Genomic DNA, 23,296 nt, shown 5'->3' on the forward strand with positions numbered 1-23,296 from the left:
GCTGTTAAAAAACAGCCTTTTTTCTATTTAGAATGCATTAAAATAAAATATTCTTGAAGTTTAACAAACAATTCATTAGCATGTAATATTGTAGAAATTCCCTGCTCTATAATATCTGTTCTCATAAGCATAACGCCTTCTTTTGCTGTATTAATACCTTCTCTATATATAGTTATAAACTCAACCACTTTATGATGGAGGTCGATGTACTCAGAAGGCACTGCGTTATCAGTATAGGTATATTCATTTAGTATCTTTTCTCTTTCTCTTAATGAATTGTAAGTGTATACTTCTCCTTGTGACTTAAAACTACCCTTATTAATTGGATTTTCAGTTTGAACTTCGCTTATATCACTTAAAAACTCCTCAATAAAGCCTACATATTCATTTTTTTCTACGCTAAATGTATTCAATGATGTATTAAGTTTATGTGTAGTTATTGGCGTTGCAAGTACTAACAGTATTGCAATTAAAAAATATCTGTATTTTTTTATCATATTAATCACCTTTATTATAATAATATTTCATAGCATTATTATATCCAAATTTTGAAAAATTATTTTAACTGAAAAACTATAATAAGTTTTTAATAAGACTTTGTTGTATAATTTAATTGAATTAAATAATGAAGGGAGATAGTTTATATATGTATCAACAAGATTGGATGATGAGACAAATTGGAGATATGGTCAAAGTTATTGCAAGAATTGTTTTCAAAAAAGATACTATAACTTACGAAATTACCAATAGTGAAATAAGTACAGATACTGATTTATTACATAAAGAGTTAATTGAATTGTTAAATTTATTAAAGATAAATGAAGCTGAGGATTTATTGTTTAAGAATATAAAAACAGATGACTTAAATTATTTAAAAATAGCAGTTGATTTTTATAATAGATTAAATGAACTAAGTGACGAACAACTAGAAAAAGCTGATTTCTCAAGAGATGAAATAAAAAGTGGACTTGAAGATATTTCAAAAAAATTTGGAGTTTCAATTTGGAAATAGTTAAGAGAATAAATTTATGTTTTTAATCTAATAATATATTTGAAATAGAATATATTGGAGGTATAAAAATGATAAAAAAATTAGCCTTAGTGGGTTTAATCACATTAAGTTTAGTAGGATGTACTAATAACAATAACACTACAGATAATGATCAAAACGGCAAAGCAGCAACTGAGGAAGAAACTTCCCCTGAATTAACTAGAGATGTAGAGTATTATGCTGACGAAAAAAATGCTGAAGAATTAGTCGGTAGAGATATAAATGATTTATTTAATGAATTAGATAAACCAAGTAGAGTTACATATTTTGTAAATGCAGATGATATTAATATAGTAAATATAAACAGTGATATAAATGGAAATATAGTAGAAGATAAAGCTGCAGTAACAGAGTATGTTTATCCAAGGGTAGCTGAGAAAAAAAGTGCATTATATGTTTACACAGATAAAAACACAATAACAGAAACAAATGTTGGTTCATTTGCACAAGTACCTAATAATGACTATAGAGATACAGACTATAGAGTAAACTATTACTTTGATTATAAAAATATAAAAGCTGATGATTTTGATGCAAAAAAATACAAAGATGAATTTGTAGGCAAAAATATAGATGAATTCAATAAAAAATTCAACTTAGAAAATTCTAAAATAGATGTATTTAAAAAGAGTACAGTAGACCAAATCAACATATATACAAGAGAGAACTCGGATAAAGCTATATTAGTTCATTCTAAAAATAAGGTAATTAAGGATATAAAAGAAATTGAACAAGCTCTTACAAAAGCTGAAATAGATCAGTATTTTGGAAAATAAACATTGAAAATCCCTCTAAAAAGAGGGATTTTTTTATCGTTTATAACATATATATTATTTTTTCATATATTAATATTGAACAAAGTGAAAATAGGTAAAATATGTTAAAATTAAGTATATTAATTAACTGTATATACCTATTAAATACAACAAAAATGGGGGGGATTAAATTGACACATAATAAAAATGCTGTGGATAGTTCAGTAAAAGCAGGGATTTCGTTTGGTTCATGTTTGGCAATGATTATATCTTATACTGCTTGGAATTCTATACCTTGGGCAATAATTCATGGGTTAATGAGCTGGATTTATGTGATTTATTATTGGGCTAAATATAATTAATGGAGATATTATGATTAAAAAACTTAATTTAAATAATAAAGATATAGTAAAAGAACTATTAAAATTACAAATAGCTTCATATAAGGTTGAAGCTGACATTATAAACTTTTATGAAATACCACCATTAAAAGATACAATAGACAGTTTAAAAGAATGTGATGAAATATTTTATGGTTTATATATAGAAAATAATATAGCAGGAATAATTTCATATAAAATTATTGAAAATATTGTGGATATACATAGAGTTGCAGTATATCCACAATATTTTAGAATGGGTATTGCAGGAGAACTTCTTAATTTTGTAGAAGGACTTCATAGTAATATAAATAAGGTGGTTGTATGCACGGGAAAAAAGAATCTACCTGCTATTAACTTATATCTAAAAAATGGATATAAAAAGATAAATGATATAGAAGTTAGTAAAGGTGTTTATTTAACAAAGTTTGAAAAAAGAATGTAATATATTTGAATTAAAGAAAGGGGGATATGTATATGATAGAAACAAGTAGACTATATATAGTTGATGCAATAGAAGAAGATATTGAAACTATTATTGAAATGGAAAATCACAAGGAAAATAGAGATTTCGTTTGGAGCTCTACATTTGATGAACATAAAGCTGAAATTGAAGATGAAAGTTACTTACTTTTTGTATTTAAGAAAAAAGAAGACAATTCAATTATTGGATTTGCATTAATTAAATTAGATTTTAAATCTGAAGTTTTTGAACTTAGAAGAATTGTTATATCTGAAAAAGGAATGGGGTATGGTAAAGAGGTTATGAAAGCATTATTAAAATTTGCATTTGAAGAAATAAATATTAATCGCTTTTGGTTAGACGTATATCCTGATAATGTAATAGGAATTAATCTTTATGAGAGTCTTGGAATGCACAAAGATGGAGTATTAAGACAGAACTATAAAGCTAAACGAGGCTATTTAGATCAAATAATATACTCAATGCTAAAAAGCGAGTATTTGCAAAGTAGATTAACAATATGAAAAAATACAAAATAGTTTTTCTTATATTAATTAGTTTAATTGCAGTATATTTAGTAGGTTGCAATAATTCGTCTAATAAATTAACAATAAAAAGGGAACAGCTTACAAAAAAAGAAGAGTTTTTCTTTAACTCAACAGGAATATATCATAATTATGTATATAAAATAGATGGTATTTCAAAGAACAAAAACTATGAGTTGTTGTGTTGGATTGAAGAATACAAAGATGGAAAGTTAATTTCCAAAGATGATATATCAAAATTTTATATAAATGAAAACAATAACGTCGATTCTAGTTTATATTTAGTATTCAATATTGAAGACGGTCCTAGTAATACCCTAGGGATATCTGTTGGAACTTTATCTGATGTGCCAAACACTATGGTTGTTAAAAAGAAAAGTGATGCTCATTTTCTTCAAGGGGTTGGAAGTTCACTAAATGGGATTGATATAAATTCGAATCAAGATATAGCTATATTAGGCTTTTCTAAGGCTTATGATGATGGTAGAGACACAAGTATAGATTTGGATAATTTTAATTCTATAGAAAAAGATATACAAGAAAATGATCAGGTAAGACTTATAAAGATTAAATTAGTTGAGGATTAGTTCATTTGAATTAATCCTACATAACTGTGCACCAAATGTCGGAGGTATAAATAAAACTTCTGTTATTCTATATACAAGAGGGAGGTCATAAAAATGGATTCGCTTAAACAAATGAATAAAGCATTAAAATATATTGAAGAAAATTTGACTAATGACATCGACTATAAAGAAGTAGCAAAGATAGCACTTTGTTCTGAATATCATTTTAAAAGAATGTTTTCGCTACTTTCAGGTGTTGCACTGTCTGAGTATATCCGAAGAAGACGCCTTAGCGCATCTGCATTTGAACTTAATAATAGCGATATAAAAGTAATTGATCTTGCAATTAAATATGGATACAACTCACCAGACTCTTTTACAAGAGCGTTTCAAAGTATTCATGGTGTAACGCCAACAGAAGCAAGAAACAATGGTCAGCTACTAAAAGCTTATCCACCAATGACCTTTCAATTAACAATTAAAGGAGGAAATGAAATGAATTATAGAATTGAAGAAAAAGAGGCATTTAGAATAGTAGGTATTCACAAAAGAGTTCCTATAGTTTTTAATGGAGTTAATCCAGAAATTGCATCAATGTGGCAAAGTTTAAATATGGATATAATAAATGAACTTAAAAGCCTTTCTAATGTAGAACCTATGGGGCTACTTAGCGCATCAGCTAATTTTTCTGAAGGAAGAATGGAAGAAAAAGGAGAGCTTGACCACTATATAGGTGTGGCAACAAATAATGAGTGTCCAGATAACTTTACAAAACTTGAAGTTGCTCCTTCAACATGGGCTGTATTTGAAGCTGTTGGACCATTCCCTGAAACTCTTCAAAACGTATGGGGAAGAATTTATTCTGAATGGTTCCCATCATCAAACTATGAAATAGCAGAAGGACCGGAAATGCTATGGAACGAGCATAAAGATACAAGTTCGCCAACTTATAGAAGTGAAATATGGATACCAGTTTCAAAGAAGTAATAGTAAGAAACTTATATACAAAAAAGAGTGGATTTTATCTAAATCCACTCTTTTTTGTTACACGAAAAAATTGAAAAATATAAATATTTTGTTGACAAATATAGGGAGTATTAATATAATATCATTAATACATAGTAATCCTATAGGAATTAAAGAGATTGAATTCATTTAGAAATTACTAGTAAAAGGGGAGATTCTATGGAAATAAATTGGAAATTTATAGTGGATAACATACCACTATATAAAGATGCAGCATTGCTGACATTAAAACTTGCCTTTTGGGGTATACTTGCATCCTTGGTAATCGGTATTATTTGCAGCGCTGTATTATATTTTAGGGTCAAGGTACTAAAAAATATTGTAGGGGCTTATATTGAGCTTTCGAGAAATACACCGCTATTAATACAGTTATATTTTTTATACTTTGGCTTTACAAAAGTTGGTATAACCCTAAGTGAAAATACTTGTGCAATTATAGGATTATCATTTTTAGGAGGAAGTTATATGGCAGAAGCCTTCAGGGGTGGAATAGAAGCAGTAAGTAAGTCTCAAATAGAATCAGGATTAAGTTTAGGACTTTCAAAAATGCAACTAATAAGACATGTAATTCTTCCGCAAGCGTTTTCTTTTAGTATTCCATCTATAGGAGCAAATTGTATATTTTTATTAAAGGAAACGTCTATAGTTGGAGCAATTGCAATATTAGATTTAATGAATGTCACTAAGGATTTAATAGGAATGTATTATCAGACCTTTGAGTCATTACTAATGCTAGTTGTTGCATACCTTATTATACTTTTGCCGTTGTCATTTTTCCTAACATGGCTGGAAAGGAAGGTACGATATGCAGAATTCGGTAATTAGTATTGTTTTTACTGAGCAGAATATAATGCGTTTACTTGAAGGATTATTAGTAACAGCTAGAATTGCCTTTGTTTCAATTATTATTGGTTCTATTCTTGGTATAGGATTTGGACTTTTGATGACGTCCAAAAAAAAGGCAATAAAAATTATCTGCAGATTATATCTTGAAACCTTTAGGATAATACCAATTCTTGTTTGGTTGTATATTGTGTATTTTGGAATTACAAGTGCCTTAAATATTCATCTAGAGGCTGAATTTATATCTATTGTTGTGTTTAGCCTTTGGGGTATAGCTGAAATGGGTGATATTGTAAGGGGTGCATTGGAATCCTTACCTAAGCATCAAATAGAATCAGGGAAAGCCTTAGGTCTTGGTTTTTGGAAACTTTATAGATATGTACTTATACCTCAAGCAGTAAGGAGAATGCTTCCAGGTGCTATTAACTTAGCTACAAGAATGGTTAAAACAACATCACTGGTTGTGTTAATAGGTGCAGTTGAGGTTTTAAAAGTAGGTCAACAAATTATAGAGTTATCTCGTTTTCAGGTGCAATCAGCATCATTTTGGGTTTATGGTTTAATATTTATTTTATATTTCATAATTTGTTATCCATTATCAATATTGTCAAAAAGACTAGAAGCAAAATGGAGTAATTAGGGGTGATTATTATTAATAAGGAAAAAAGCAAAACTTTATTAGAGATAAAGAGTCTACATAAGGAATACGATGGGAAAAAAGTGCTAAACAATATAGACCTCCAAATAAACAAGGGGGAAGTAGTTGTTGTACTAGGTTCATCAGGATGTGGAAAAAGTACGTTGCTTAGATGTCTCAATGGACTTGAATCTATTCAAGGTGGAGATATAAAGTTATCAGGTAAAAGTTTAATAGGAAAAAATGTTGATTGGAGGGAAATTCGTCAACAAATAGGTATGGTATTTCAAAATTATGACCTTTTCCCGCATATGACTGTTATAGAAAACATACTTTTAGGACCTATACAGGTTCAAAAAAGAGATAAAAGTGAAGTATTACAACAAGCTAAGGAATTACTAAATAGGGTTGGCCTTTTGGATAGGATAGATGCATATCCAAGACAACTGTCAGGAGGTCAAAAACAGAGAATAGCTATTGTCAGGGCTCTTTGTATGAACCCAGAGATTATGTTGTTTGACGAAGTTACAGCTTCACTTGACCCAGAAATGGTTAGAGAGGTTTTGGAAGTTATGTTAGGTCTTGCAAAGCAAGGAATGACAATGGTAATAGTAACTCATGAGATGGGATTTGCAAAGGCTGTTGCCGACAGAATAGTATTTTTAGACGCAGGTAATATATGCGAAATAGCTGAACCACAGGAGTTTTTTGAAAATCCTAAAACAGAACGTGCTAAGCAATTTTTAAATGTATTTCAATATTAAATATTAAAAAAGGGAGATGAATGAAATGAAGAATATCAAAAAGCTTTTATCGTTATTACTTGTTAGTATAACAGTAATAGGAGGGGCTGTTGGATGTAGTAAAGAAGCTACAGAAACATCATCAGTACCTACAAGTTCTTTAGAAGAAATTAAGAAAAGAGGAACAATAAGAATTGGAGTATTTAGTGATAAACCACCATTTGGTTATGTAGATGCTAATGGTGATAACCAAGGTTTTGACGTAATGATTGCGAAAAGGTTTGCAAAGGACCTTTTAGGGGATGAATCAAAGGTTGAATTTGTATTAGTTGAAGCAGCAAATAGAGTACCGTTTTTAGAATCAAACAAGGTTGATATAATAATGGCTAACTTTACTGTTACTGATGAAAGAAAAGAAAAGGTTGATTATGCAAACCCTTATATGAAGGTTTCTCTTGGTATAGTATCACCAGACGGTGCTCAAATAACTTCTGTTAATCAACTAAAAGGAAAAAAACTTTTGGTTAATAAAGGTACTACTGCACAAGATTATTTCACAAAAAATTATCCTGATATTGAACTATTAAAGTATGATCAAAATACAGAAACTTTTGAAGCACTAAAAGATGGTCGTGGCGTTGCTTTAGCACACGATAATACGGAAGTTCTTGCATGGGCTAAATCAAATCCAGGATTCACTGTTGGATTACCAACATTAGGTAGCCAAGATACAATTGCTCCAGCTGTTAAAAAAGGAAATAAAGAACTTTTAGATTGGATAAATGCTGAACTTGAAACAATAGGTAAAGAAAATTTTGTACGTAAGGCTTATGAAGAAACATTAAAGCCAGTATATGGTGATGATGTTAGTCCTGAAGATCTTATAGTCGAAGGTGGAAAATTAAAATAATGGCTAAATAGACAGTAGATAAATATTCTACTGTCTATTTTTTTGCAAATAAGACGAATTACCATAAAATAAAAGGAAATTGTATATAAAAAGCGAATATTTAAAGTAAATATATATAGAACTTTTTTGATTTCAGGGGGATAAAGATGAAAAGTAGAAAAATAAATAGATTAATATCTATTACTTTGTTGTGCGCTTTAATGGTGGGGTGTAGTAGCAATGTACAAACTCAAGAACCTGTAAATAAGGTTGATGGTGTACAAAGTGAGAAACCAAAAGTAGAAGAACCAGTTATAAATAAAGTAGAGGTTATAAACTACTTAAATTCTGACCTAATAAAATCCGATGTTTTAAATGGGGAAAACGTGGATTTTAAAAACATATTATTCAAAGATAAATACAATGAACTTGAAGGAGTATTGGGTTTTAGGGGAAACAATTATAGAGATTCAGCGTCTTACGGTTATAGCAATATAAAAGACAAGAAATTAAGTACAATATGGGAGTATACAACATCTTCAAGTTCATGAGGTGGAGGAGCAGGTTGGACAGGACAACCTTCAATAGTTAAATGGCCAAAAGAAATAAGAGAAAAGATGAATATAAAAGAAGAATTTAAAAATGACGATGATTTCACAGAAGTAATATATTCTTCTTTAGATGGTAACATATACTTCTTAGATTTAAAAAGTGGATTACCTAGTAGAGAAAAGATTAGAATAGGAAATCCTATAAAAGGTAGTTTAAGCATTGATCCAAGGGGATTACCTCTTTTATATGTAGGAGAAGGAATAGCTGAAAAGAAGTCAATGGAATACAATATATATAGTTTAATAGATTGCCAAAAACTATATTCAATAAATGGTTCAGATACTGATGCATATAGAAGATGGGGTGCATTTGACTCATCGACTATTGTAAGTAAAGATACAGATACATTAATTGTAGGTGGGGAAAATGGTCTATTGTATCTAGTAAAATTAAATTCTAATTATGACAAAGAAAATAATAAAATTAGTATAGATCCTAAAATTACTAAATACAGATATAAAATAAATGACAGTAGTAGAAAAGGAAAGCTAGGAATAGAAAATTCAGTTGCTGTATATGCAAATTTAGTTTATTTTGCTGATAACAGTGGATATATACATTGTGTAGATTTAAATACACTAAAGCCTGTATGGAGTATAGATGGACGTGACGATATTGATGCTAGTTTAACAGTTGAGGTAAAGGATAATAAGCCATATATCTATGCAGGAAATGAAGTAGATTTCCAAGGGACTAGGGGTGTAGCAAAGCTTAAGAAGATAGATGGTATAAGTGGAAACGTTATATGGGAAAAGGAATATGAATGCTTATCACAGTTAGGAGCACATCCTGTAAATGGCGGCCTTTTATCTACAAATGTAATTGGTAAAAATGAAATAGACAATATGGTTATATTTTCACTTGCTAGATACAAGGAATTTAATAAAGGTGTTATGGTTGCCCTTGATAAAAACACAGGAGAGGAAATCTGGAAAAAAGAATTTGATAATTATATGTGGTCTTCACCAGTAGATTTTTATAAAAAAGATGGAAAGGCATATTTAATACAATGTGATTCAGCCGGTCAAATACATTTAATAGATCCAAAAACTTCAGAAACATTAAATACGATTACACTTAATGGAAACATAGAAAGTTCTCCTGCTATTTTCAATGACTATATGGTAGTAGCAACGAGAAATATGAAAATATATGGGTTAGAGATAAAATAATACATTAGCAAAACCTAAATAAAAGGCTAACCAAATGGATAGCCTTTTGTTATATATTGGAAGGAGGTTATTAAATGGAGTTTAACATACGTACAATGGAAAAAGAAGATTGGAACAGTGTTGTTGATATATATATCCAAGGAATAAACACAAAAGTAGCTACATTTCAGACAGAAGCACCTAAATACGAAGAATGGGATAAAGGACATCTTAAAATTGGAAGATTTGTTGCAGTTGATAATCAAGATAAAGTTGTAGGCTGGGTAGCATTAAGTCCTACAAGTAGTAGATGTGTATATAAAGGTGTTGCTGAAGTAAGTGTATATATTAGTGAATCCTTCAGAAAAAACAATTTGGGATACAAACTTCTTAATGAAGTTATTGAAGAAAGTGAAAAAAAAGGAATATGGACATTACAATCAGGAATATTTGCTATTAATGAAGCGAGCATAGCATTACATAAAAAATGTGGTTTTAGAATTGTGGGCATTAGAGAAAAAATTGGTCGTGATAGTAACGGAATATGGCAAGATACAGTACTTATGGAAAGAAGAAGCAAAATAGTAGGGGTGTAGGGCATATAGAATTACTAGGTGAAATATAGGAAGATTTATAGTTTCGATTCATGTAAAATATCTTTATAATTAAAATTACTGGAGGGATTGAAATGAAACAAGTTTATGCACCTGGTTGTGCCTTTATGATTTATAAACCAAGTCTTGCTAAAAAAGTACAAGAGTTTTTAAATAATGATTTAGGAAGTATTCCTGAACATTTAATCTGCTGTAGACATGAACCTAATCTGGAGAGTGGTACACAGGTAATTAACACATGTGCAGGTTGTGATAGAAGATATAGAGAACTATATGATGGAATAAACACAATATCACTTTGGGAGATATTAGCTAATAGCGATTCGTTTTTGTTTCCTAACTATAATGGTATGAAGATGACAATACATGATGCATGTCCTACAAAAACTGAGAAAAGAGTACATGATGCAATAAGAAAACTTCTTGAAAGAATGAACATAGAAATTATTGAACCAAAAAATACTCGTACTAAAGCAATATGCTGCGGTGATAGTTTTTATCCTACATTGCCCGTAGAACTTATAAAGGAGCAGATGAAAAAAAGATCAGATGAAATGCCTTGTGAGAATGTGGTTGTGTACTGTGTTTCCTGTATTAAGGCAATGCATATAGGGGGTAAAAAGCCACGCTATATTGTAGATCTTTTATTTAAAGAGGAAACGGAAATAGGTACATTTGAACCTGATAAATGGCATGATGAATTACAAAAGTTCATAGATGAGCATTAGTAAGGAGAAAAATTATGAAAAAGCCTAGTAGCATTTCTGATAATGAGAAATGGCAAGCGGTTGTAAGTTGTAATAGAAGTTATGACGGGTTGTTTTTTTATGGAGTAAAAACAACTAAAATATTTTGTAGACCATCATGTAAGTCAAGAACTCCTATACGTAACAATGTAAATTTTTTTGATAATGCAACAAATGCAATAGAGAAGGGATTTCGTCCATGTAAAAGGTGTTGTCCTGATAAAGTAGTTTTTCAGCCTGAATTAGATTTTATAAAAAAGGCTGAGGATATATTTGATGTAGATTATAATAAGCAAATTAATTTAAGCGATGTTTCAAAAGAGCTTGGAGTTAGTATAAATCATTTAATAAGGCTTTTTAAAGGGTATAGCGGTGTTACTCCTATGCAGTATATTACTAAAAAAAGGGTAGATAAAGCCAAAGAACTTCTAAATCAAAATGATTTAAGCATTATTGATGTTGCTTATACAACAGGCTTTAAAAGCTTATCTAATTTTTATAAGTGTTTTAAAGAACATACCGGATATACCCCAATTAAATACAAAAAAAGTAGTATAAAATAAGCCTCTTATAAAAGAGGCCTAAATACTCTTACATAGTTAGATTAATATATTAATTCTCCATTTAAAACAGTAACAGCGGTGCCGCCTATTTTTACTTCACATATTTCATCATTTTCCTTCGAAATACTTACATATACACAACCTGGTCTATCTACTTCCATCCCTTCTTCACCTATTAAATCAATAGTATCATTACATTCTATTAATTTATTTTGTATAATATAAGATGCAACACTTCCATTTCCAGTACCACAAACAGGATCTTCAGCAACACCAACAAGTGGAGCTATAGCTCTTAAATGATAACTATACTTTTCATCTAATGTTTCTATACAAAATGGTGTAATTCCTATTAAATTATTATCTACACTTATTTTATGAATAGCATTTAAATCTGGTTTTGCATTCATAAGTTTATCTAAGCTTTTTACTCCAAATACTAACCACCATAGACCTGTACTTGTTTTCATGGCAGGTACATCTAATAAATCTTCTTTACTAAGACCTAACAGTTTTGCAACTTCACTTTTAGGCATATCAAAAGCTTCAAACTTAGGATTTGTTTGAGTCATCATAAATACTTTTTCACCATCGATATCTACTAACTCTACAGGTAAAACACCTGCTTTTGTTTCTTGAAAAAACTTATTTTTACTTAAATCTAATTTTCCTTCTTCGCAAAGAGCAGAAAATGTACCTATAGTAGCATGACCACATAAGTCTACTTCAAATTTAGGAGTGAAAAATTGCACCTTAAAGTCTGCAACTTGTGATGGAGAAACAAATGCAGTTTCAGAAAGATTCATTTCTCTTGCTATTTTTAGTTTTTCATCATCACTTAGACATACTGCATCTAAAACAACTCCAGCAGGATTTCCACCAAAAGGAATACTTGTAAATGCATCTACTTGTATAATTCCAACTTTTTTCATTTTAATTACCTCCATTCAATTTTTTTGAAATGTATATTTCATGCTCAATATATCTTGAACTTATAAATACAATACTAGGATTAGAAGTCCATATAGAAATCCCATCATTTTCAGATATAGCTTGTCCTGTAATAACTTCTTTTCTATCAGATACTAAAGTTAACCACCTTCCACCTGCTAATTCTTGGAGATTTTCATCGCTTCCATGATAATAAACATTGTCAATTCCTTCTAGTTTAGTACTTCCATAAAGGAGAATATCAACAATAACTCCACGGAAAATAGCTTTAGAAAGGTCTTCAAAGAGATACAAAGCTTCATCTTCCCATAAAGAAAGAATTAATCTATTCTTACAATTATTAATTATTTCTTTGGCCTTTTCCATTGTTTGAGTGTATCCTTTAATGTTGTAGACATATTCTATATTTTGAGTTGTACTTAGCTTTGATAATGTATCTTGTATTGTGCTTATAGACTTTTCAAAATTAATATGGACACTTTTTAATAATTCTTCAGGAGGTAGGGAAACATACTTAATTGGTTCACTACCAACAGTTATAACTGCTCCTGAATTAATAAGACGAGAAATGTTTTCATAAACTTTTGCCTGTGGTACTCCAGAAATTTTACTCAATTCATAACCGGTAGATGGATTTTGCTTAAGTAAGGCTATATATATTTTTGCTTCATAACTTGTAAAACCAATTTTCTGCATTTCTTTAACTAATTCTTCCATATGGTTTTCTCCTACTTTAAAAATCAATATAATAAATTGTTATTTTGTTTATTAATAATTACATATTGAATTAGTAACTACTATAGTAGGTACTAAAATGAAAATACATTCTTTTATTAATTTTGTCAATATACTTTAGGATTATTAATAATAAATTAAAAGTTACAATAGGCACTAATACCGTTCTATATTAACTATAGGTAGTTATATGAATATGATATAATAGTTAGATAAGGGGTGATTTAAAATGTTATATTATGTAATTGATGCTTTTACTGAAACAAAATTTGGGGGTAATCCAGCAGGGATAGTGATTCATGAAGATTTAAGTGAAGACTTTATGCAAAAATTTGCTGCTGAGGTTAGATTTTCAGAAACGGCTTTTATTAAAAAAATTGATGAATTAAATTTTGAAATAAGATTTTTCACACCAGCTGCAGAAGTTGACCTTTGTGGTCATGCTACAGTTGCTTCATTTAAAGCTTTGTTAGACAGTAAACATATAGATGATAATAATAAATATTATATGAAAACTCTCGCTGGCACATTGCCTGTTTATATTAACAATTCATTTATTATGATGGAACAAGCAAGTCCTGAGCTTGGGGAAAAGTTTGATGATTATGAAGCTTTATCTAATATATTTAAAATTGATAAAAACTACATAGGTGATATTAAATACAATTTAGTTCCTCAATCTGTAAGTACAGGACTTTGGGATATTATGCTTCCATTGAAATCAAAGGATGCCTTGTATGATCTTAATCCTGACTTTGAAGAACTTGCCAAATACTCTGATATAAATAATGTAGGCGGTGTTCATGCATTTACTTTAGATACTGAAGATGGAGTTGCACTTTGTAGAAACTTCGGACCACTCTTAGGAATTGACGAAGAAGCTGCCACAGGAACATCAAATGGAGCTTTAACATATTATCTATATAAAAATAATGTTATAAAGGATTTTGATTATGAGTATACTTTCCTTCAGGGACACAGTATGGGTAGGCCTTCAAATATAACGACAAAAATTGTAAACAAAGATAATCCAAGAATTATGGTTGGTGGAAAAGCAGTTATTTTAACTAAGGGTGAATTAGTTTAATAAAGTGGAGGACTTGTAGATGATTATTCAATGGATAGCTTTACTAATTGTTATATGCTTTTTAGCATTTTCATATTATAAACAACATCCACTTAAGACAAGACTATTCTATTTAGGTGTACTTTTTATAGTATCATTAGTTTTGGTGCTTCCCATATTTGGATTTTCAATTCTGACACTTTTAGGGTTGTTTTTTTTTGAGAGGATATGGATTTTATTGGCGGCTGTATTATTTATTGAAACAGCGGTTAACAAAAAAGATAAAATATTAAGCATTATTTTCGGAGTTATTTCCTTACTTATATACTTTTATCTACGCACAATTATTTAAAAAGTAAGGTTATGGATATAGGCTACGTAATTTTCGGTTTTTATTTTTTAAAAATTATAGGTCAACCATCAAGATGAATATCATATTGTATTAGTAAATGATAAAAATTTATTTAAAGGGGAAATTAATTTGAATAGATTACCAATAGATTTACTAATGCAAGGCGGTTATATACTATATGTTAGACATGGGGAGGCAATAGTTGGAGAAGATCAACCAGACTTGAATTTTTGGCACTGTTCTACCCAAAGAAATCTTTCAGAATTAGGTAGACTACAAGCAATTTACTATGGGGGACTTTTCCGTAGACTACAAATTCCTATTGGTTACCCAATCTTAGCAAGTCCTTATTGTAGAACTTTAGAAACTGCACAACTGGCTTTTGGAATAGAAAGTATTCAAATTTATCCATTTTTATCTGAACTTCATAGATTAAATGAAAACATATCAGATGAGGAACGTAAAAGAATACTCGACACTTTTAAGTCGATTCTAGAACTAAAACCACCTCAAGGGACTAATAGGGTTATTATTGCTCACAACTTTAAAAAAGGTATTGGATTAGATGAAATTCCAAATATGGGAAGTGTTATTATTAAACCCCTAGGACAAGGAAATGGGTATGAAATTGTAGGTAGATTCTCATTAGAAGACTTAGCTCAGTATAATATAGATAAACAAATATAAAAAGAGCTCCCTTGATTTTAGGGAGCTTTGCTATATTTTCCTATTAAATCCTAAAAATCTTGTGCCTTGAAAAGTAAGTTTTCCTACATCTTTTTCAACTATCATACCGTAGTCACTGTCACTTACTTTAAACTCCATTCTATCGCCACTTTCAAACTCAAAGGTTACATAATAGGTAGTATAAGTACGCCCTGAGTGGTGCAGACCATTGGAGTCAGTATGTCCTGCAGTTCTTGAAACTTCAAATCTTTTAGAAACAACCTTGCAGTTTATATCAAGTATAGGTTGTTTATTATTATGAGACCATTGAGATATTCCTTTTACGGAAGTTGTGACAATGGATCCTATAACAATAAAAAAAATAATAACAAATATAACAGGGAAAATATCAAACATAAAGGTATCATATGGGTTCACAAAATCACCATCCAAATTTTTTATTATTTACTTAAATTATATGTTTAATCTATTATAAAGTAGATAAAAAATTTTAGTATAAAGATATTAAGCCTTTTTTTTAGATAGTCTAAATCCGTTTATACTATCCCAAATAGCAATTATTACGAAAACTGCTATAAATATTCGGGTATTAATTAGTAACCAGATTGATGACAGCTGGGAAACTGAAGCTCCTGTTAAATTTGCAATATAAGATATAAATCCTTGATTAAACAAAGATGGATCATTTACAATGAAATATACAAGTATACAAGATGCTATATTATAAATTGAATTAACAACTGCTAAAGGAGAATTCCAGTACCTTGTAACAAACTTATAAATAGAAATAATAAGTTGAACTATGGCAAATACAATAATTAAAGTAATATAAGACTGTAGACGCTGAGTATTAAATAATGGTTCAACTAAAGTAAGTTCTCCACCAACCTTTGTATATATACCGATGAGCTTAGGGGCAGAATACAATAGTGATGTAAATAATATTGTAAAAAACATAGAAAATATTGTTTCGACACGAGATATCTTTCCAGTTGTCGAAGCTGGTATTTCTGGTAAATCATCAGGAGTCCAATTTTTATTTGCAAATGGGATATCACTCCCGTTAACTCCAGTTTTCTCGAGTATAATAAATGTTAAAGTTACCCATAAGAATGTCTGAGTTATTCCTTCAATTACAGCAAGGATCGTACTAACTAAAATATCAATTGCCATCTCAAATAATCCAACATCTGCTGATTGAGTGAATAATTCATTAAGTAAATTTATAGATACAAATACAGATATAACAATACCCAATACTAATTTAAGTATTGAAATATAATTATCATATAGGCTAGGACCTATTAAATATCTTTTCGTTGTATTATATTCATCAGCAAGTTTTATTGGGTTTCCTAGTTCTTCAAGAACTTTACGAACATCATTTTCAGATGGATTTTCAGGTAGCATATCATATATATTAGCACGTAGTTCTTTACTTACATCTTCACGGGAGTTTTCAGGTAAACGCTGGGTAACAGCATATACATAACGATCAATTAATTTCATTGTTTTAGTCCTCCTTTAATAATTCGTACATCTGGATTGAAATATATTTCCACTCATTTTTTAATCGCTCGTATACTTGTTTTCCTTCATCACTTAAAACGTAAAACTTACGTGGTCTACTTTCACTTGTATCCCAACTACTTGTCAAAAGTTGTTGTTTTTCTAATCTGCGAAGTAGGGGATAGAGAGTTCCAGCTTCAATTGGTGCGTTTTTCTTTTCCAATTTTTGAACAAGAGAATAACCATACTCTGGATTATGAAGTTGGCTAAGAACAGAAAGTACCAGAGTACCTCTTCTAAGTTCAACTATAAGGGAAGCCATTTGTTCATTTATATTACTCATTTAATCACCTCTTAGTTTATTATACTGTATGACGTACACTATTGTGAATACTTTAATATTAATATTTTTATATTATTAACAATTTATTATTGTTTTAAAAAAGGGTTCCATTAGAAAAACTAATGCAACCCTTGGAAATACTCATGTTATTAAGTGTATAAATTATTTAGATAATAATATTTTTGATACTAAAAACAACACTGGAAGCTCTATTAATGGTCCAATTATTAAAGCAAGTGATATTAATGGCTTGTCAGGAAATGTAGCAACTGCTATTGCAAGTGCTATTGGTGAATTTCTAGCTAGGGTAGTTAAGTTTAAAGCGATATTATCTTCACGAGTTAATTTCAATTTATTTCCTACAAACTGACTAGTAAAAAAATTAATTATAAAGAACAACAATACAGGAACTAAAAGTTGTAGTAGCACTTGAGGATTTTGTAAAAGAAGTTTTCCTTGTGATGCAAACATAGCAACTATTGCTATATTTAAAAAATATCCTTGATAATCACAAGCCCTAGGAACTATATTTTCTTCAAAGTTTTCTATACCTTTCTTATGTATAATAATCTTTCTATATATTACAGCTCCTAGTAAAGGTATGAGTAAACTTACAAGTACTCCTTGGGTAAGGTTAGCTATATCTATTTGTACACTTGAGCCACCAATTACAAATACATAGACTGGAAGTAATACTAATTGTAATAAAAAATTGAGGGGAAGAATTGATGCTCCTAGAGCAACATTTCCTTTAGCTATTCCAGTAAAAATAAGATACCAATCTGTACAAGGGGTTACCATAAGCATAATAAATCCAATTAATAATTCAGGGCTATCTCCTAAAAATAATTTACCAAGTATTGATATTATTATTGGTGTCCATATAAAATTAATACAGACTGCTGTAAATGTAAATTTAATATTCTTAAATGATTTAGTTATGTCTTTTAATGGAATTTGGATAAATACCAAAAATAGCATTATTATTAACGATGGCATTATTATGTACTCTGAATAGTTTTGTACAAATGGCAATTAACCGAGTATTATTCCAATGAAAACCATCCCTAATATTATAAAACTTTGAAATTTATTTATATTTTCCACATAGATCACCTCATTTTATATAATAACATAATGTGATATGAATTATCATTATCAACATTACAATAAATACCATTAAGATAGGTTTATCTTTTGTAGGATACTCGTTTACATATTTCATAAAAACAGATATCATAAAATGAATAGAAAATGCAATTAATTGACCTTGGCTAAATCAGCACAATTTAAGCGATTATATTTGGAAAAAACAGGGTATAAATATTTAATAACTATTAAGGGGATGTAGGTGAGGGGTATGCAGAACAAAACTTCAAATTTAACTAATATTTTTGCGCTTAAATCCAAACTAACAATAATACCTAATTTAAATATTTTTGAAGAAAAGTTAAATAAAGAGCTTAATAAATCGAGAAAAGACTCTAAAGGAGTATTTATTTTATTTGTTGATTTAGATCATTTTAATGGTACAAATGATATCTTAAGTTTTAATTATATAGATAGGTTTTCAGAAGTTATTACAAAAAAATATGAAGCCCATATTCAAAATAGAGGCGAACTTTATAGACTTAGTGAAAATAAATTTTTAATAGCGTTATATGATATAGATAATATAAATTATTTTAAGAATAATCTAAAGAAAATACTTAAAAATTTAGATCAATTAACAGAAATGGCTGAAAGTGATATTTATAATAGTGCTAATGTGGGTATAAGTATTTACCCATGGCATGGGCATAGTTTAAATGAGCTAATTAATAATGCTAAAGTTGCAATGTATAAATCAAAGGAGTTAGGTATCAATAAGTATTACTTTTTTGAAGACAGTATATATAGAGACATGATTGAGAAAAAAGAAATGACCAGAGATTTGAGGCATGCATTAAATAATAATGAATTTGTTATACATTATCAACCACAAATAGATATACAGATGAATAAAGTATATGGAGTAGAAGCTCTTTTAAGATGGAATTCTTACAAACGAGGATATATGCCACCGGCTAAATTCATACCACTTGCAGAAGAAAGTGGACTTATTATAGAAATAGGTGAATGGGTATTAAGACAAGCGTGTATACAGGCTAAAAATTGGCAAGACGTTGGTCTTAACATTAAGACATCTATAAATATATCTGCTATTCAATTACAAGACAAAGATTTTTTAGATATTGTAAAAAAAATACTTAGTGAAACTAATGTCAATCCATCTTTAATAGACTTTGAAATTACAGAAAGTATATTAATAAAATCTATGAAAGAAGCTCAAATGATATTAAATGAGCTAAAAGACATGGGAGTTAAAATATCATTAGATGACTTTGGAACAGGGTATTCATCATTGATATATTTGAATAAATTCCCAATAGATACTATTAAAATTGATAGGTCTTTTATCCAACAAATATTTACTTGTTCCACTAAAACAGCTATTATTGAGGGAATAATATATATAGCGCAAAATATAGGTATGGATTTTATTGCAGAAGGAATAGAAAATAAAGAAGAATTAAAATTTCTTAAATGCAAAAGTTGCAATAAAGTGCAAGGTTATTTATTTAGTAAGCCACTTCCAATAAATGAAATAGAAATATTTTTAAATGAATTTACTCAAAACTATATTGAGTAATATAAGAATAGATTATCCTACGATTAAATGTATAATTAATATTGTAAATCTAATCGTAGGATAAAAATATGCAAAAAAACAATTATAATAGACTACTTTGAAGTTATTATTCTAATACTACCAGCATTAGCTTGTACTGGATAACTTTCTGCTACAGGACCTTTAAACACAACTTCAACTTTGTCTCCTAATTTAATATCTGATAATTTAAGTGATTTACTTAATGAATCTTTTTTGATTAGTGTATCCTTAGTTACTCGGATACTTGCTTTATCATGACTTGTATCGGCTTCAATTTTACCTTCTACAAAGATTTGGCCTTCTTCATTTTTTTCTGTGATGTGAGTTACGATACCCCTAATGCTAATATTATTAGCGCTATCATCGGATTTAGTACATCCAATAATAGAAAAGGTAAGGATAGTGACTAATACTAGAAGAGTTATTCTCTTTAATTTGCTTTTCATAGAAATACCTCCAGTTTTATATGTACTTTTAGTAATTATATTATAAGGTATTATGAATATAAGATATAGTAGTAATACAATTAATTACAAAGATTTTAAAATAAAGATAGCTATTTTATAAAACCCATGCTATACTAAGTGAGTAATAAAAAATAAAATCAAGCAAGACTTGATAATGGTTTAGGAGATTATATAAATGACTAACGGAACAGTAAAATGGTTTAACAATGAAAAAGGATTTGGATTTATAACAGTTGAAGGTGGAAAAGATGTATTTGCTCACTTCTCAGCTATACAAACTGATGGTTTCAAATCATTAGAAGAAGGACAAAAAGTAAGCTTTAATATAGTTAATGGACCAAAAGGACCACAAGCGGAAAACATAACTGTATTATAATATATATATGTTCTAATTCAAAAAAGGCCTTAGGGTCTTTTTTTTACATCTAAAATACTTTGAAAAATATTTTAAAATAAATATAGCTATTTTAGATATCATATGTTATACTAGTTAAGTAATAAAAAATAACATCAAGTTTAACTTGATAACAGGTTTAGGAGAATGAATAATGACTAACGGAATAGTAAAATGGTTTAACAACGAAAAAGGATTTGGATTTATAACAGTAGAAGGCGGAAATGATGTATTTGCTCACTTCTCAGCTATACAAACTGATGGTTTCAAATCATTAGAAGAAGGACAAAGAGTAAGCTTTAATATAGTTAACGGAGCTAAAGGACCACAAGCTGAAAACATAACTATATTATAATATATATGTTCTAATTCAAAAAAAGACCTTAGGGTCTTTTTTTTATGCCACAAATTATATAAGTATAACTACTTAAGACGTGAGAAACTCGAATTTTTTATTCATAATAAATTCACATTTATATAATAATATATATTTATACTAACTCTATTTAAATTATAATAGTAGGCAGAGGTGATATTATGGTTAATATTTTAGTAGTTGAAGATGACAAAAACCTTCAGAAGCTAATGATGGCAGTTTTAAAACAAAATGGCTATAACCCTTTAGGTGCTGAAGATGGATTAGAAGCATTAGATATATTAGATAAATCACATATAGACTTAATAATTAGCGATATTATGATGCCAAACTTAGATGGATATGAGTTAACTAATGTACTTAGACAATCAAATTACAACCTACCTATTTTAATGGTAACTGCTAAAGAAACCCTTGAGGATAAAAAGAAGGGATTTCTAGTTGGAACTGACGATTATATGGTAAAGCCTATTGATATGGATGAGATGATTTTAAGAGTAGCAGCACTACTACGCCGATCTAATATTGTAAATGAATCTCGACTAAAAATTGGAGATGTTGTACTAGATTATAATAATTTAACTGTAATCAAAAACAATAATTCAATATTACTGCCTAAGAAAGAGTTTTATCTTTTATTTAAATTGCTTAGTTATCCGCAAAAAACATTTACAAGACAACAACTAATGGATGAAATATGGGGCATGGATGCAGAAGCTGATGAAAGAACAGTAGATGTTCATATTAAAAGACTTAGAGAAAAGTTCGCACATTTTGATGAATTTGAAATTGTTACAGTCCGTGGACTTGGATATAAGGCAGAGAAGAAAATATGAGAAATATTAAAGTGAAATTAGCACTATTTTTCATTTCTCTTATGTGTACTTCATCTATTTTATCTTTTGTTGTATTAACTTTTTTCACAAATAGTATAGGAAGTGAAATAAAACTAGATCAAGAGGCAATAGCAATTTCTATATTGAAAATGGGTCAAAAAACAGATTTAGGTATAGATGAAATTGTTAGTGTAACATCTACTTCCATGTACAATGTAGATATAGTTGAAAATATTGACTCCTTAGATATAAATAATGAGGAACTAAATAAAATCCAAAATAATGAGATAGTTCCTTTATCATCGCCAAAATCCCATGGAGCTACAATAGTAATGTTAGATGATTATTATATTAAAATTAGTCTTCATCCAAATAACAATATATTTAAACTTGTTGCTTCCCGTGTAGGATTTACTCTTACATCATATGTTATTATTGGAGCTTGCTTAATTACCTTACTAGGAAAAATAGCAGTTAGGCCAATATTAAAATTAACCGAGGCTACTAAAGAAGTTGCAAAAGGTAATTTTGATATACAAATTGCAAATGAAAGCGATGATGAAATTGGTCAACTTACTAAGAATTTTAACAAAATGACAAGAGAACTAAAGAGTATAGAATATCTTCGTAAGGACTTTATAAGTAGTGTATCCCATGAGTTCAAAACTCCAATAGCATCTATTCAAGGATTTGCAAAGCTTTTACAAAATAACAGCTTGTCAAATGATGAAATACAGGAATATACAAGTATTATTGTAGAAGAAACAAATAGATTATCTAATTTATCATCGAATATATTAAAGCTTTCAAAACTTGAAAATCAAGAAACTATAGAGAATAAGAATGTATTTTCATTAGATGAACAAATAAGAAAAAGTATTTTGTTACTAGAACATGAATGGAGCAAAAAAAATATTGAGTTTGACATTGGACTAAATAGTGTTAAGTACAAAGGTGATGAAGAATTACTCCAACAAGTTTGGATTAATCTTTTAAACAATGCAATAAAATTTTCAAATATGAATAGTAATATAAAAGTAAGGCTTTATGAAACACAATCAGCAATAAAAGTTGAAATTACTGATTATGGAATAGGTATGAGTGAAGAAATCCAAAGTAGAATATTTGAAAAATTTTATCAAGGTGATAAATCTCGTTCGCATGAAGGTAGTGGCCTTGGATTATCTCTTGTAAAGCGTATCGTAGATTTATGTGGTGGGAGTATTCATGTTAAAAGCAAATTAAACGAAGGATCTACCTTTACTGTTGATTTGCCATTATAG

Annotated in this window: 32 protein-coding genes; 24 read left to right on the forward strand and 8 right to left on the reverse strand. The window is 29.2% G+C overall.

The features are described from left to right. Nucleotides 1–23 precede the first annotated feature (23 nt). Nucleotides 24–497: a hypothetical protein gene (locus BS62_RS10905; RefSeq protein ID WP_496491308.1), complete on the reverse strand. Its 474-nt coding sequence runs from the start codon at nucleotides 495–497 to the stop codon at nucleotides 24–26. Between the two features lie 149 nt (nucleotides 498–646). Between BS62_RS10905 and BS62_RS10910 the strand changes: the two genes are divergently transcribed. From BS62_RS10910 to BS62_RS10985, 16 genes are all read left to right on the forward strand, one after another. Continuing rightward, the gene (locus BS62_RS10910) at nucleotides 647–1,012 is read left to right on the forward strand and encodes a DUF6483 family protein (RefSeq protein ID WP_496491309.1); all 366 of its coding nucleotides are present in this window, start codon (nucleotides 647–649) and stop codon (nucleotides 1,010–1,012) included. A 68-nt stretch (nucleotides 1,013–1,080) separates the two neighbouring features. Next, nucleotides 1,081–1,827, forward strand: coding sequence for a hypothetical protein (locus BS62_RS10915; protein ID WP_496491310.1), 747 nt, complete (start codon nucleotides 1,081–1,083; stop codon nucleotides 1,825–1,827). Between the two features lie 170 nt (nucleotides 1,828–1,997). After that, nucleotides 1,998–2,168: a hypothetical protein gene (locus BS62_RS10920; protein WP_496491311.1), complete on the forward strand. Its 171-nt coding sequence runs from the start codon at nucleotides 1,998–2,000 to the stop codon at nucleotides 2,166–2,168. A 10-nt stretch (nucleotides 2,169–2,178) separates the two neighbouring features. Then, nucleotides 2,179–2,631 carry a GNAT family N-acetyltransferase gene (locus tag BS62_RS10925; RefSeq protein ID WP_496491312.1) on the forward strand — a complete coding sequence of 151 codons (453 nt, stop codon included), beginning with the start codon at nucleotides 2,179–2,181 and terminating at the stop codon, nucleotides 2,629–2,631. 32 nt (nucleotides 2,632–2,663) lie between these two features. Then, entirely contained in the window at nucleotides 2,664–3,173 is a 510-nt protein-coding gene (locus BS62_RS10930; RefSeq protein ID WP_496491313.1) for a GNAT family N-acetyltransferase, read from the forward strand. Beyond that, nucleotides 3,170–3,781: a YgaN family protein gene (locus tag BS62_RS10935; RefSeq protein WP_496491314.1), complete on the forward strand. Its 612-nt coding sequence runs from the start codon at nucleotides 3,170–3,172 to the stop codon at nucleotides 3,779–3,781. The genes BS62_RS10930 and BS62_RS10935 overlap by 4 nt, the downstream gene beginning before the upstream one ends. A gap of 93 nt (nucleotides 3,782–3,874) precedes the next feature. Further along, nucleotides 3,875–4,747, forward strand: a complete 873-nt coding sequence (locus tag BS62_RS10940) for an AraC family transcriptional regulator (RefSeq protein ID WP_496491315.1) — start codon at nucleotides 3,875–3,877, stop codon at nucleotides 4,745–4,747. A gap of 198 nt (nucleotides 4,748–4,945) precedes the next feature. Continuing rightward, entirely contained in the window at nucleotides 4,946–5,611 is a 666-nt protein-coding gene (locus tag BS62_RS10945; protein WP_496491316.1) for an amino acid ABC transporter permease, read from the forward strand. Next, entirely contained in the window at nucleotides 5,592–6,269 is a 678-nt protein-coding gene (locus BS62_RS10950; protein WP_496491317.1) for an amino acid ABC transporter permease, read from the forward strand. The genes BS62_RS10945 and BS62_RS10950 overlap by 20 nt, the downstream gene beginning before the upstream one ends. 2 nt (nucleotides 6,270–6,271) lie before the next feature. Next, entirely contained in the window at nucleotides 6,272–7,030 is a 759-nt protein-coding gene (locus BS62_RS10955; RefSeq protein WP_496491318.1) for an amino acid ABC transporter ATP-binding protein, read from the forward strand. A 25-nt stretch (nucleotides 7,031–7,055) separates the two neighbouring features. Next, entirely contained in the window at nucleotides 7,056–7,919 is an 864-nt protein-coding gene (locus BS62_RS10960; protein WP_496491319.1) for a cysteine ABC transporter substrate-binding protein, read from the forward strand. Nucleotides 7,920–8,065: 146 nt separating this feature from the next. Then, entirely contained in the window at nucleotides 8,066–8,449 is a 384-nt protein-coding gene (locus tag BS62_RS10965) for a hypothetical protein (protein ID WP_496491320.1), read from the forward strand. Nucleotides 8,450–8,515: 66 nt separating this feature from the next. Continuing rightward, nucleotides 8,516–9,682 (forward strand): outer membrane protein assembly factor BamB family protein, encoded by a 1,167-nt coding sequence (locus BS62_RS10970; RefSeq protein ID WP_496491321.1) that lies wholly within the window; start codon nucleotides 8,516–8,518, stop codon nucleotides 9,680–9,682. Nucleotides 9,683–9,756: 74 nt separating this feature from the next. Next, nucleotides 9,757–10,257, forward strand: coding sequence for a GNAT family N-acetyltransferase (locus BS62_RS10975; protein ID WP_496491322.1), 501 nt, complete (start codon nucleotides 9,757–9,759; stop codon nucleotides 10,255–10,257). Between the two features lie 92 nt (nucleotides 10,258–10,349). Next, on the forward strand, nucleotides 10,350–11,003 hold the full coding sequence (locus tag BS62_RS10980; RefSeq protein ID WP_496491323.1) for a (Fe-S)-binding protein: 654 nt from the start codon (nucleotides 10,350–10,352) through the stop codon (nucleotides 11,001–11,003). 14 nt (nucleotides 11,004–11,017) lie between these two features. Further along, nucleotides 11,018–11,584 carry a bifunctional transcriptional activator/DNA repair enzyme AdaA gene (locus tag BS62_RS10985; RefSeq protein ID WP_496491324.1) on the forward strand — a complete coding sequence of 189 codons (567 nt, stop codon included), beginning with the start codon at nucleotides 11,018–11,020 and terminating at the stop codon, nucleotides 11,582–11,584. Between the two features lie 41 nt (nucleotides 11,585–11,625). On the opposite strand, the gene BS62_RS10990 is transcribed toward BS62_RS10985, so the two are convergent. Beyond that, entirely contained in the window at nucleotides 11,626–12,516 is an 891-nt protein-coding gene (locus BS62_RS10990; protein WP_496491325.1) for a PhzF family phenazine biosynthesis protein, read from the reverse strand. 1 nt (nucleotide 12,517) lies between these two features. Continuing rightward, nucleotides 12,518–13,252 carry a TrmB family transcriptional regulator gene (locus tag BS62_RS10995; protein WP_496491326.1) on the reverse strand — a complete coding sequence of 245 codons (735 nt, stop codon included), beginning with the start codon at nucleotides 13,250–13,252 and terminating at the stop codon, nucleotides 12,518–12,520. 247 nt (nucleotides 13,253–13,499) lie between these two features. On the opposite strand from BS62_RS10995, the gene BS62_RS11000 reads away from it, so the two are divergent. The 3 genes from BS62_RS11000 to BS62_RS11010 all read left to right on the forward strand — a co-directional run bounded on the left by BS62_RS11000 (nucleotide 13,500) and on the right by BS62_RS11010 (nucleotide 15,375). Then, the gene (locus tag BS62_RS11000) at nucleotides 13,500–14,357 is read left to right on the forward strand and encodes a PhzF family phenazine biosynthesis protein (RefSeq protein WP_496491327.1); all 858 of its coding nucleotides are present in this window, start codon (nucleotides 13,500–13,502) and stop codon (nucleotides 14,355–14,357) included. Nucleotides 14,358–14,376: 19 nt separating this feature from the next. Further along, nucleotides 14,377–14,688: a hypothetical protein gene (locus BS62_RS11005; protein WP_496491328.1), complete on the forward strand. Its 312-nt coding sequence runs from the start codon at nucleotides 14,377–14,379 to the stop codon at nucleotides 14,686–14,688. Nucleotides 14,689–14,817: 129 nt separating this feature from the next. Then, complete coding sequence (locus BS62_RS11010) at nucleotides 14,818–15,375, forward strand: histidine phosphatase family protein (RefSeq protein WP_496491329.1); 558 nt, start codon at nucleotides 14,818–14,820, stop codon at nucleotides 15,373–15,375. Nucleotides 15,376–15,405: 30 nt separating this feature from the next. Here the strand turns inward: BS62_RS11010 and BS62_RS11015 are convergent, their stop codons facing one another. From BS62_RS11015 to BS62_RS11030, 4 genes are all read right to left on the reverse strand, one after another. Next, a complete protein-coding gene (locus BS62_RS11015; RefSeq protein ID WP_496491330.1) occupies nucleotides 15,406–15,792 on the reverse strand; it encodes a DUF2500 domain-containing protein in 387 nt (128 codons plus the stop codon). Nucleotides 15,793–15,879: 87 nt separating this feature from the next. Next, nucleotides 15,880–16,884, reverse strand: a complete 1,005-nt coding sequence (locus BS62_RS11020) for an HAAS signaling domain-containing protein (protein WP_496491331.1) — start codon at nucleotides 16,882–16,884, stop codon at nucleotides 15,880–15,882. Nucleotides 16,885–16,888: 4 nt separating this feature from the next. Next, the gene (locus tag BS62_RS11025) at nucleotides 16,889–17,227 is read right to left on the reverse strand and encodes a PadR family transcriptional regulator (protein ID WP_496491332.1); all 339 of its coding nucleotides are present in this window, start codon (nucleotides 17,225–17,227) and stop codon (nucleotides 16,889–16,891) included. A gap of 162 nt (nucleotides 17,228–17,389) precedes the next feature. Continuing rightward, nucleotides 17,390–18,226, reverse strand: a complete 837-nt coding sequence (locus BS62_RS11030) for an arsenic resistance protein (protein ID WP_496491333.1) — start codon at nucleotides 18,224–18,226, stop codon at nucleotides 17,390–17,392. A 361-nt stretch (nucleotides 18,227–18,587) separates the two neighbouring features. Here BS62_RS11030 and BS62_RS11035 point away from each other — a divergent pair, with 361 nt between their 5' ends. Next, nucleotides 18,588–19,919 carry a putative bifunctional diguanylate cyclase/phosphodiesterase gene (locus BS62_RS11035; protein ID WP_496491334.1) on the forward strand — a complete coding sequence of 444 codons (1,332 nt, stop codon included), beginning with the start codon at nucleotides 18,588–18,590 and terminating at the stop codon, nucleotides 19,917–19,919. Between the two features lie 92 nt (nucleotides 19,920–20,011). On the opposite strand, the gene BS62_RS11040 is transcribed toward BS62_RS11035, so the two are convergent. Next, nucleotides 20,012–20,386: a DUF3221 domain-containing protein gene (locus BS62_RS11040; RefSeq protein ID WP_496491335.1), complete on the reverse strand. Its 375-nt coding sequence runs from the start codon at nucleotides 20,384–20,386 to the stop codon at nucleotides 20,012–20,014. Between the two features lie 196 nt (nucleotides 20,387–20,582). Between BS62_RS11040 and BS62_RS11045 the strand changes: the two genes are divergently transcribed. The 4 genes from BS62_RS11045 to BS62_RS11060 all read left to right on the forward strand — a co-directional run bounded on the left by BS62_RS11045 (nucleotide 20,583) and on the right by BS62_RS11060 (nucleotide 23,296). Further along, nucleotides 20,583–20,783, forward strand: coding sequence for a cold shock domain-containing protein (locus tag BS62_RS11045; protein WP_490142173.1), 201 nt, complete (start codon nucleotides 20,583–20,585; stop codon nucleotides 20,781–20,783). Between the two features lie 172 nt (nucleotides 20,784–20,955). Beyond that, nucleotides 20,956–21,156, forward strand: a complete 201-nt coding sequence (locus tag BS62_RS11050) for a cold shock domain-containing protein (RefSeq protein WP_490142172.1) — start codon at nucleotides 20,956–20,958, stop codon at nucleotides 21,154–21,156. A gap of 182 nt (nucleotides 21,157–21,338) precedes the next feature. Next, nucleotides 21,339–22,013 carry a response regulator transcription factor gene (locus tag BS62_RS11055; protein ID WP_496491336.1) on the forward strand — a complete coding sequence of 225 codons (675 nt, stop codon included), beginning with the start codon at nucleotides 21,339–21,341 and terminating at the stop codon, nucleotides 22,011–22,013. Further along, nucleotides 22,010–23,296, forward strand: a complete 1,287-nt coding sequence (locus tag BS62_RS11060) for a sensor histidine kinase (RefSeq protein ID WP_496491337.1) — start codon at nucleotides 22,010–22,012, stop codon at nucleotides 23,294–23,296. Before BS62_RS11055 ends, BS62_RS11060 begins: the two co-directional genes overlap by 4 nt.

It is taken from the genome of Sporacetigenium mesophilum DSM 16796 (assembly GCF_059569055.1).

What these genes read in the sequence shown, in the direction of transcription:
- BS62_RS10905 (WP_496491308.1), bottom strand. Translation starts at nt 497, where the DNA reads ATGATAAAAAAATACAGATATTTTTTAATTGCAATACTGTTAGTACTT.
- BS62_RS10910 (WP_496491309.1), top strand. Translation starts at nt 647, where the DNA reads ATGTATCAACAAGATTGGATGATGAGACAAATTGGAGATATGGTCAAA.
- BS62_RS10915 (WP_496491310.1), top strand. Translation starts at nt 1,081, where the DNA reads ATGATAAAAAAATTAGCCTTAGTGGGTTTAATCACATTAAGTTTAGTA.
- BS62_RS10925 (WP_496491312.1), top strand. Translation starts at nt 2,179, where the DNA reads ATGATTAAAAAACTTAATTTAAATAATAAAGATATAGTAAAAGAACTA.
- BS62_RS10930 (WP_496491313.1), top strand. Translation starts at nt 2,664, where the DNA reads ATGATAGAAACAAGTAGACTATATATAGTTGATGCAATAGAAGAAGAT.
- BS62_RS10935 (WP_496491314.1), top strand. Translation starts at nt 3,170, where the DNA reads ATGAAAAAATACAAAATAGTTTTTCTTATATTAATTAGTTTAATTGCA.
- BS62_RS10940 (WP_496491315.1), top strand. Translation starts at nt 3,875, where the DNA reads ATGGATTCGCTTAAACAAATGAATAAAGCATTAAAATATATTGAAGAA.
- BS62_RS10945 (WP_496491316.1), top strand. Translation starts at nt 4,946, where the DNA reads ATGGAAATAAATTGGAAATTTATAGTGGATAACATACCACTATATAAA.
- BS62_RS10950 (WP_496491317.1), top strand. Translation starts at nt 5,592, where the DNA reads ATGCAGAATTCGGTAATTAGTATTGTTTTTACTGAGCAGAATATAATG.
- BS62_RS10960 (WP_496491319.1), top strand. Translation starts at nt 7,056, where the DNA reads ATGAAGAATATCAAAAAGCTTTTATCGTTATTACTTGTTAGTATAACA.
- BS62_RS10965 (WP_496491320.1), top strand. Translation starts at nt 8,066, where the DNA reads ATGAAAAGTAGAAAAATAAATAGATTAATATCTATTACTTTGTTGTGC.
- BS62_RS10970 (WP_496491321.1), top strand. Translation starts at nt 8,516, where the DNA reads ATGAATATAAAAGAAGAATTTAAAAATGACGATGATTTCACAGAAGTA.
- BS62_RS10975 (WP_496491322.1), top strand. Translation starts at nt 9,757, where the DNA reads ATGGAGTTTAACATACGTACAATGGAAAAAGAAGATTGGAACAGTGTT.
- BS62_RS10980 (WP_496491323.1), top strand. Translation starts at nt 10,350, where the DNA reads ATGAAACAAGTTTATGCACCTGGTTGTGCCTTTATGATTTATAAACCA.
- BS62_RS10985 (WP_496491324.1), top strand. Translation starts at nt 11,018, where the DNA reads ATGAAAAAGCCTAGTAGCATTTCTGATAATGAGAAATGGCAAGCGGTT.
- BS62_RS10990 (WP_496491325.1), bottom strand. Translation starts at nt 12,516, where the DNA reads ATGAAAAAAGTTGGAATTATACAAGTAGATGCATTTACAAGTATTCCT.
- BS62_RS10995 (WP_496491326.1), bottom strand. Translation starts at nt 13,252, where the DNA reads ATGGAAGAATTAGTTAAAGAAATGCAGAAAATTGGTTTTACAAGTTAT.
- BS62_RS11000 (WP_496491327.1), top strand. Translation starts at nt 13,500, where the DNA reads ATGTTATATTATGTAATTGATGCTTTTACTGAAACAAAATTTGGGGGT.
- BS62_RS11005 (WP_496491328.1), top strand. Translation starts at nt 14,377, where the DNA reads ATGATTATTCAATGGATAGCTTTACTAATTGTTATATGCTTTTTAGCA.
- BS62_RS11020 (WP_496491331.1), bottom strand. Translation starts at nt 16,884, where the DNA reads ATGAAATTAATTGATCGTTATGTATATGCTGTTACCCAGCGTTTACCT.
- BS62_RS11025 (WP_496491332.1), bottom strand. Translation starts at nt 17,227, where the DNA reads ATGAGTAATATAAATGAACAAATGGCTTCCCTTATAGTTGAACTTAGA.
- BS62_RS11030 (WP_496491333.1), bottom strand. Translation starts at nt 18,226, where the DNA reads ATGCCATCGTTAATAATAATGCTATTTTTGGTATTTATCCAAATTCCA.
- BS62_RS11035 (WP_496491334.1), top strand. Translation starts at nt 18,588, where the DNA reads ATGCAGAACAAAACTTCAAATTTAACTAATATTTTTGCGCTTAAATCC.
- BS62_RS11040 (WP_496491335.1), bottom strand. Translation starts at nt 20,386, where the DNA reads ATGAAAAGCAAATTAAAGAGAATAACTCTTCTAGTATTAGTCACTATC.
- BS62_RS11045 (WP_490142173.1), top strand. Translation starts at nt 20,583, where the DNA reads ATGACTAACGGAACAGTAAAATGGTTTAACAATGAAAAAGGATTTGGA.
- BS62_RS11050 (WP_490142172.1), top strand. Translation starts at nt 20,956, where the DNA reads ATGACTAACGGAATAGTAAAATGGTTTAACAACGAAAAAGGATTTGGA.
- BS62_RS11055 (WP_496491336.1), top strand. Translation starts at nt 21,339, where the DNA reads ATGGTTAATATTTTAGTAGTTGAAGATGACAAAAACCTTCAGAAGCTA.
- BS62_RS11060 (WP_496491337.1), top strand. Translation starts at nt 22,010, where the DNA reads ATGAGAAATATTAAAGTGAAATTAGCACTATTTTTCATTTCTCTTATG.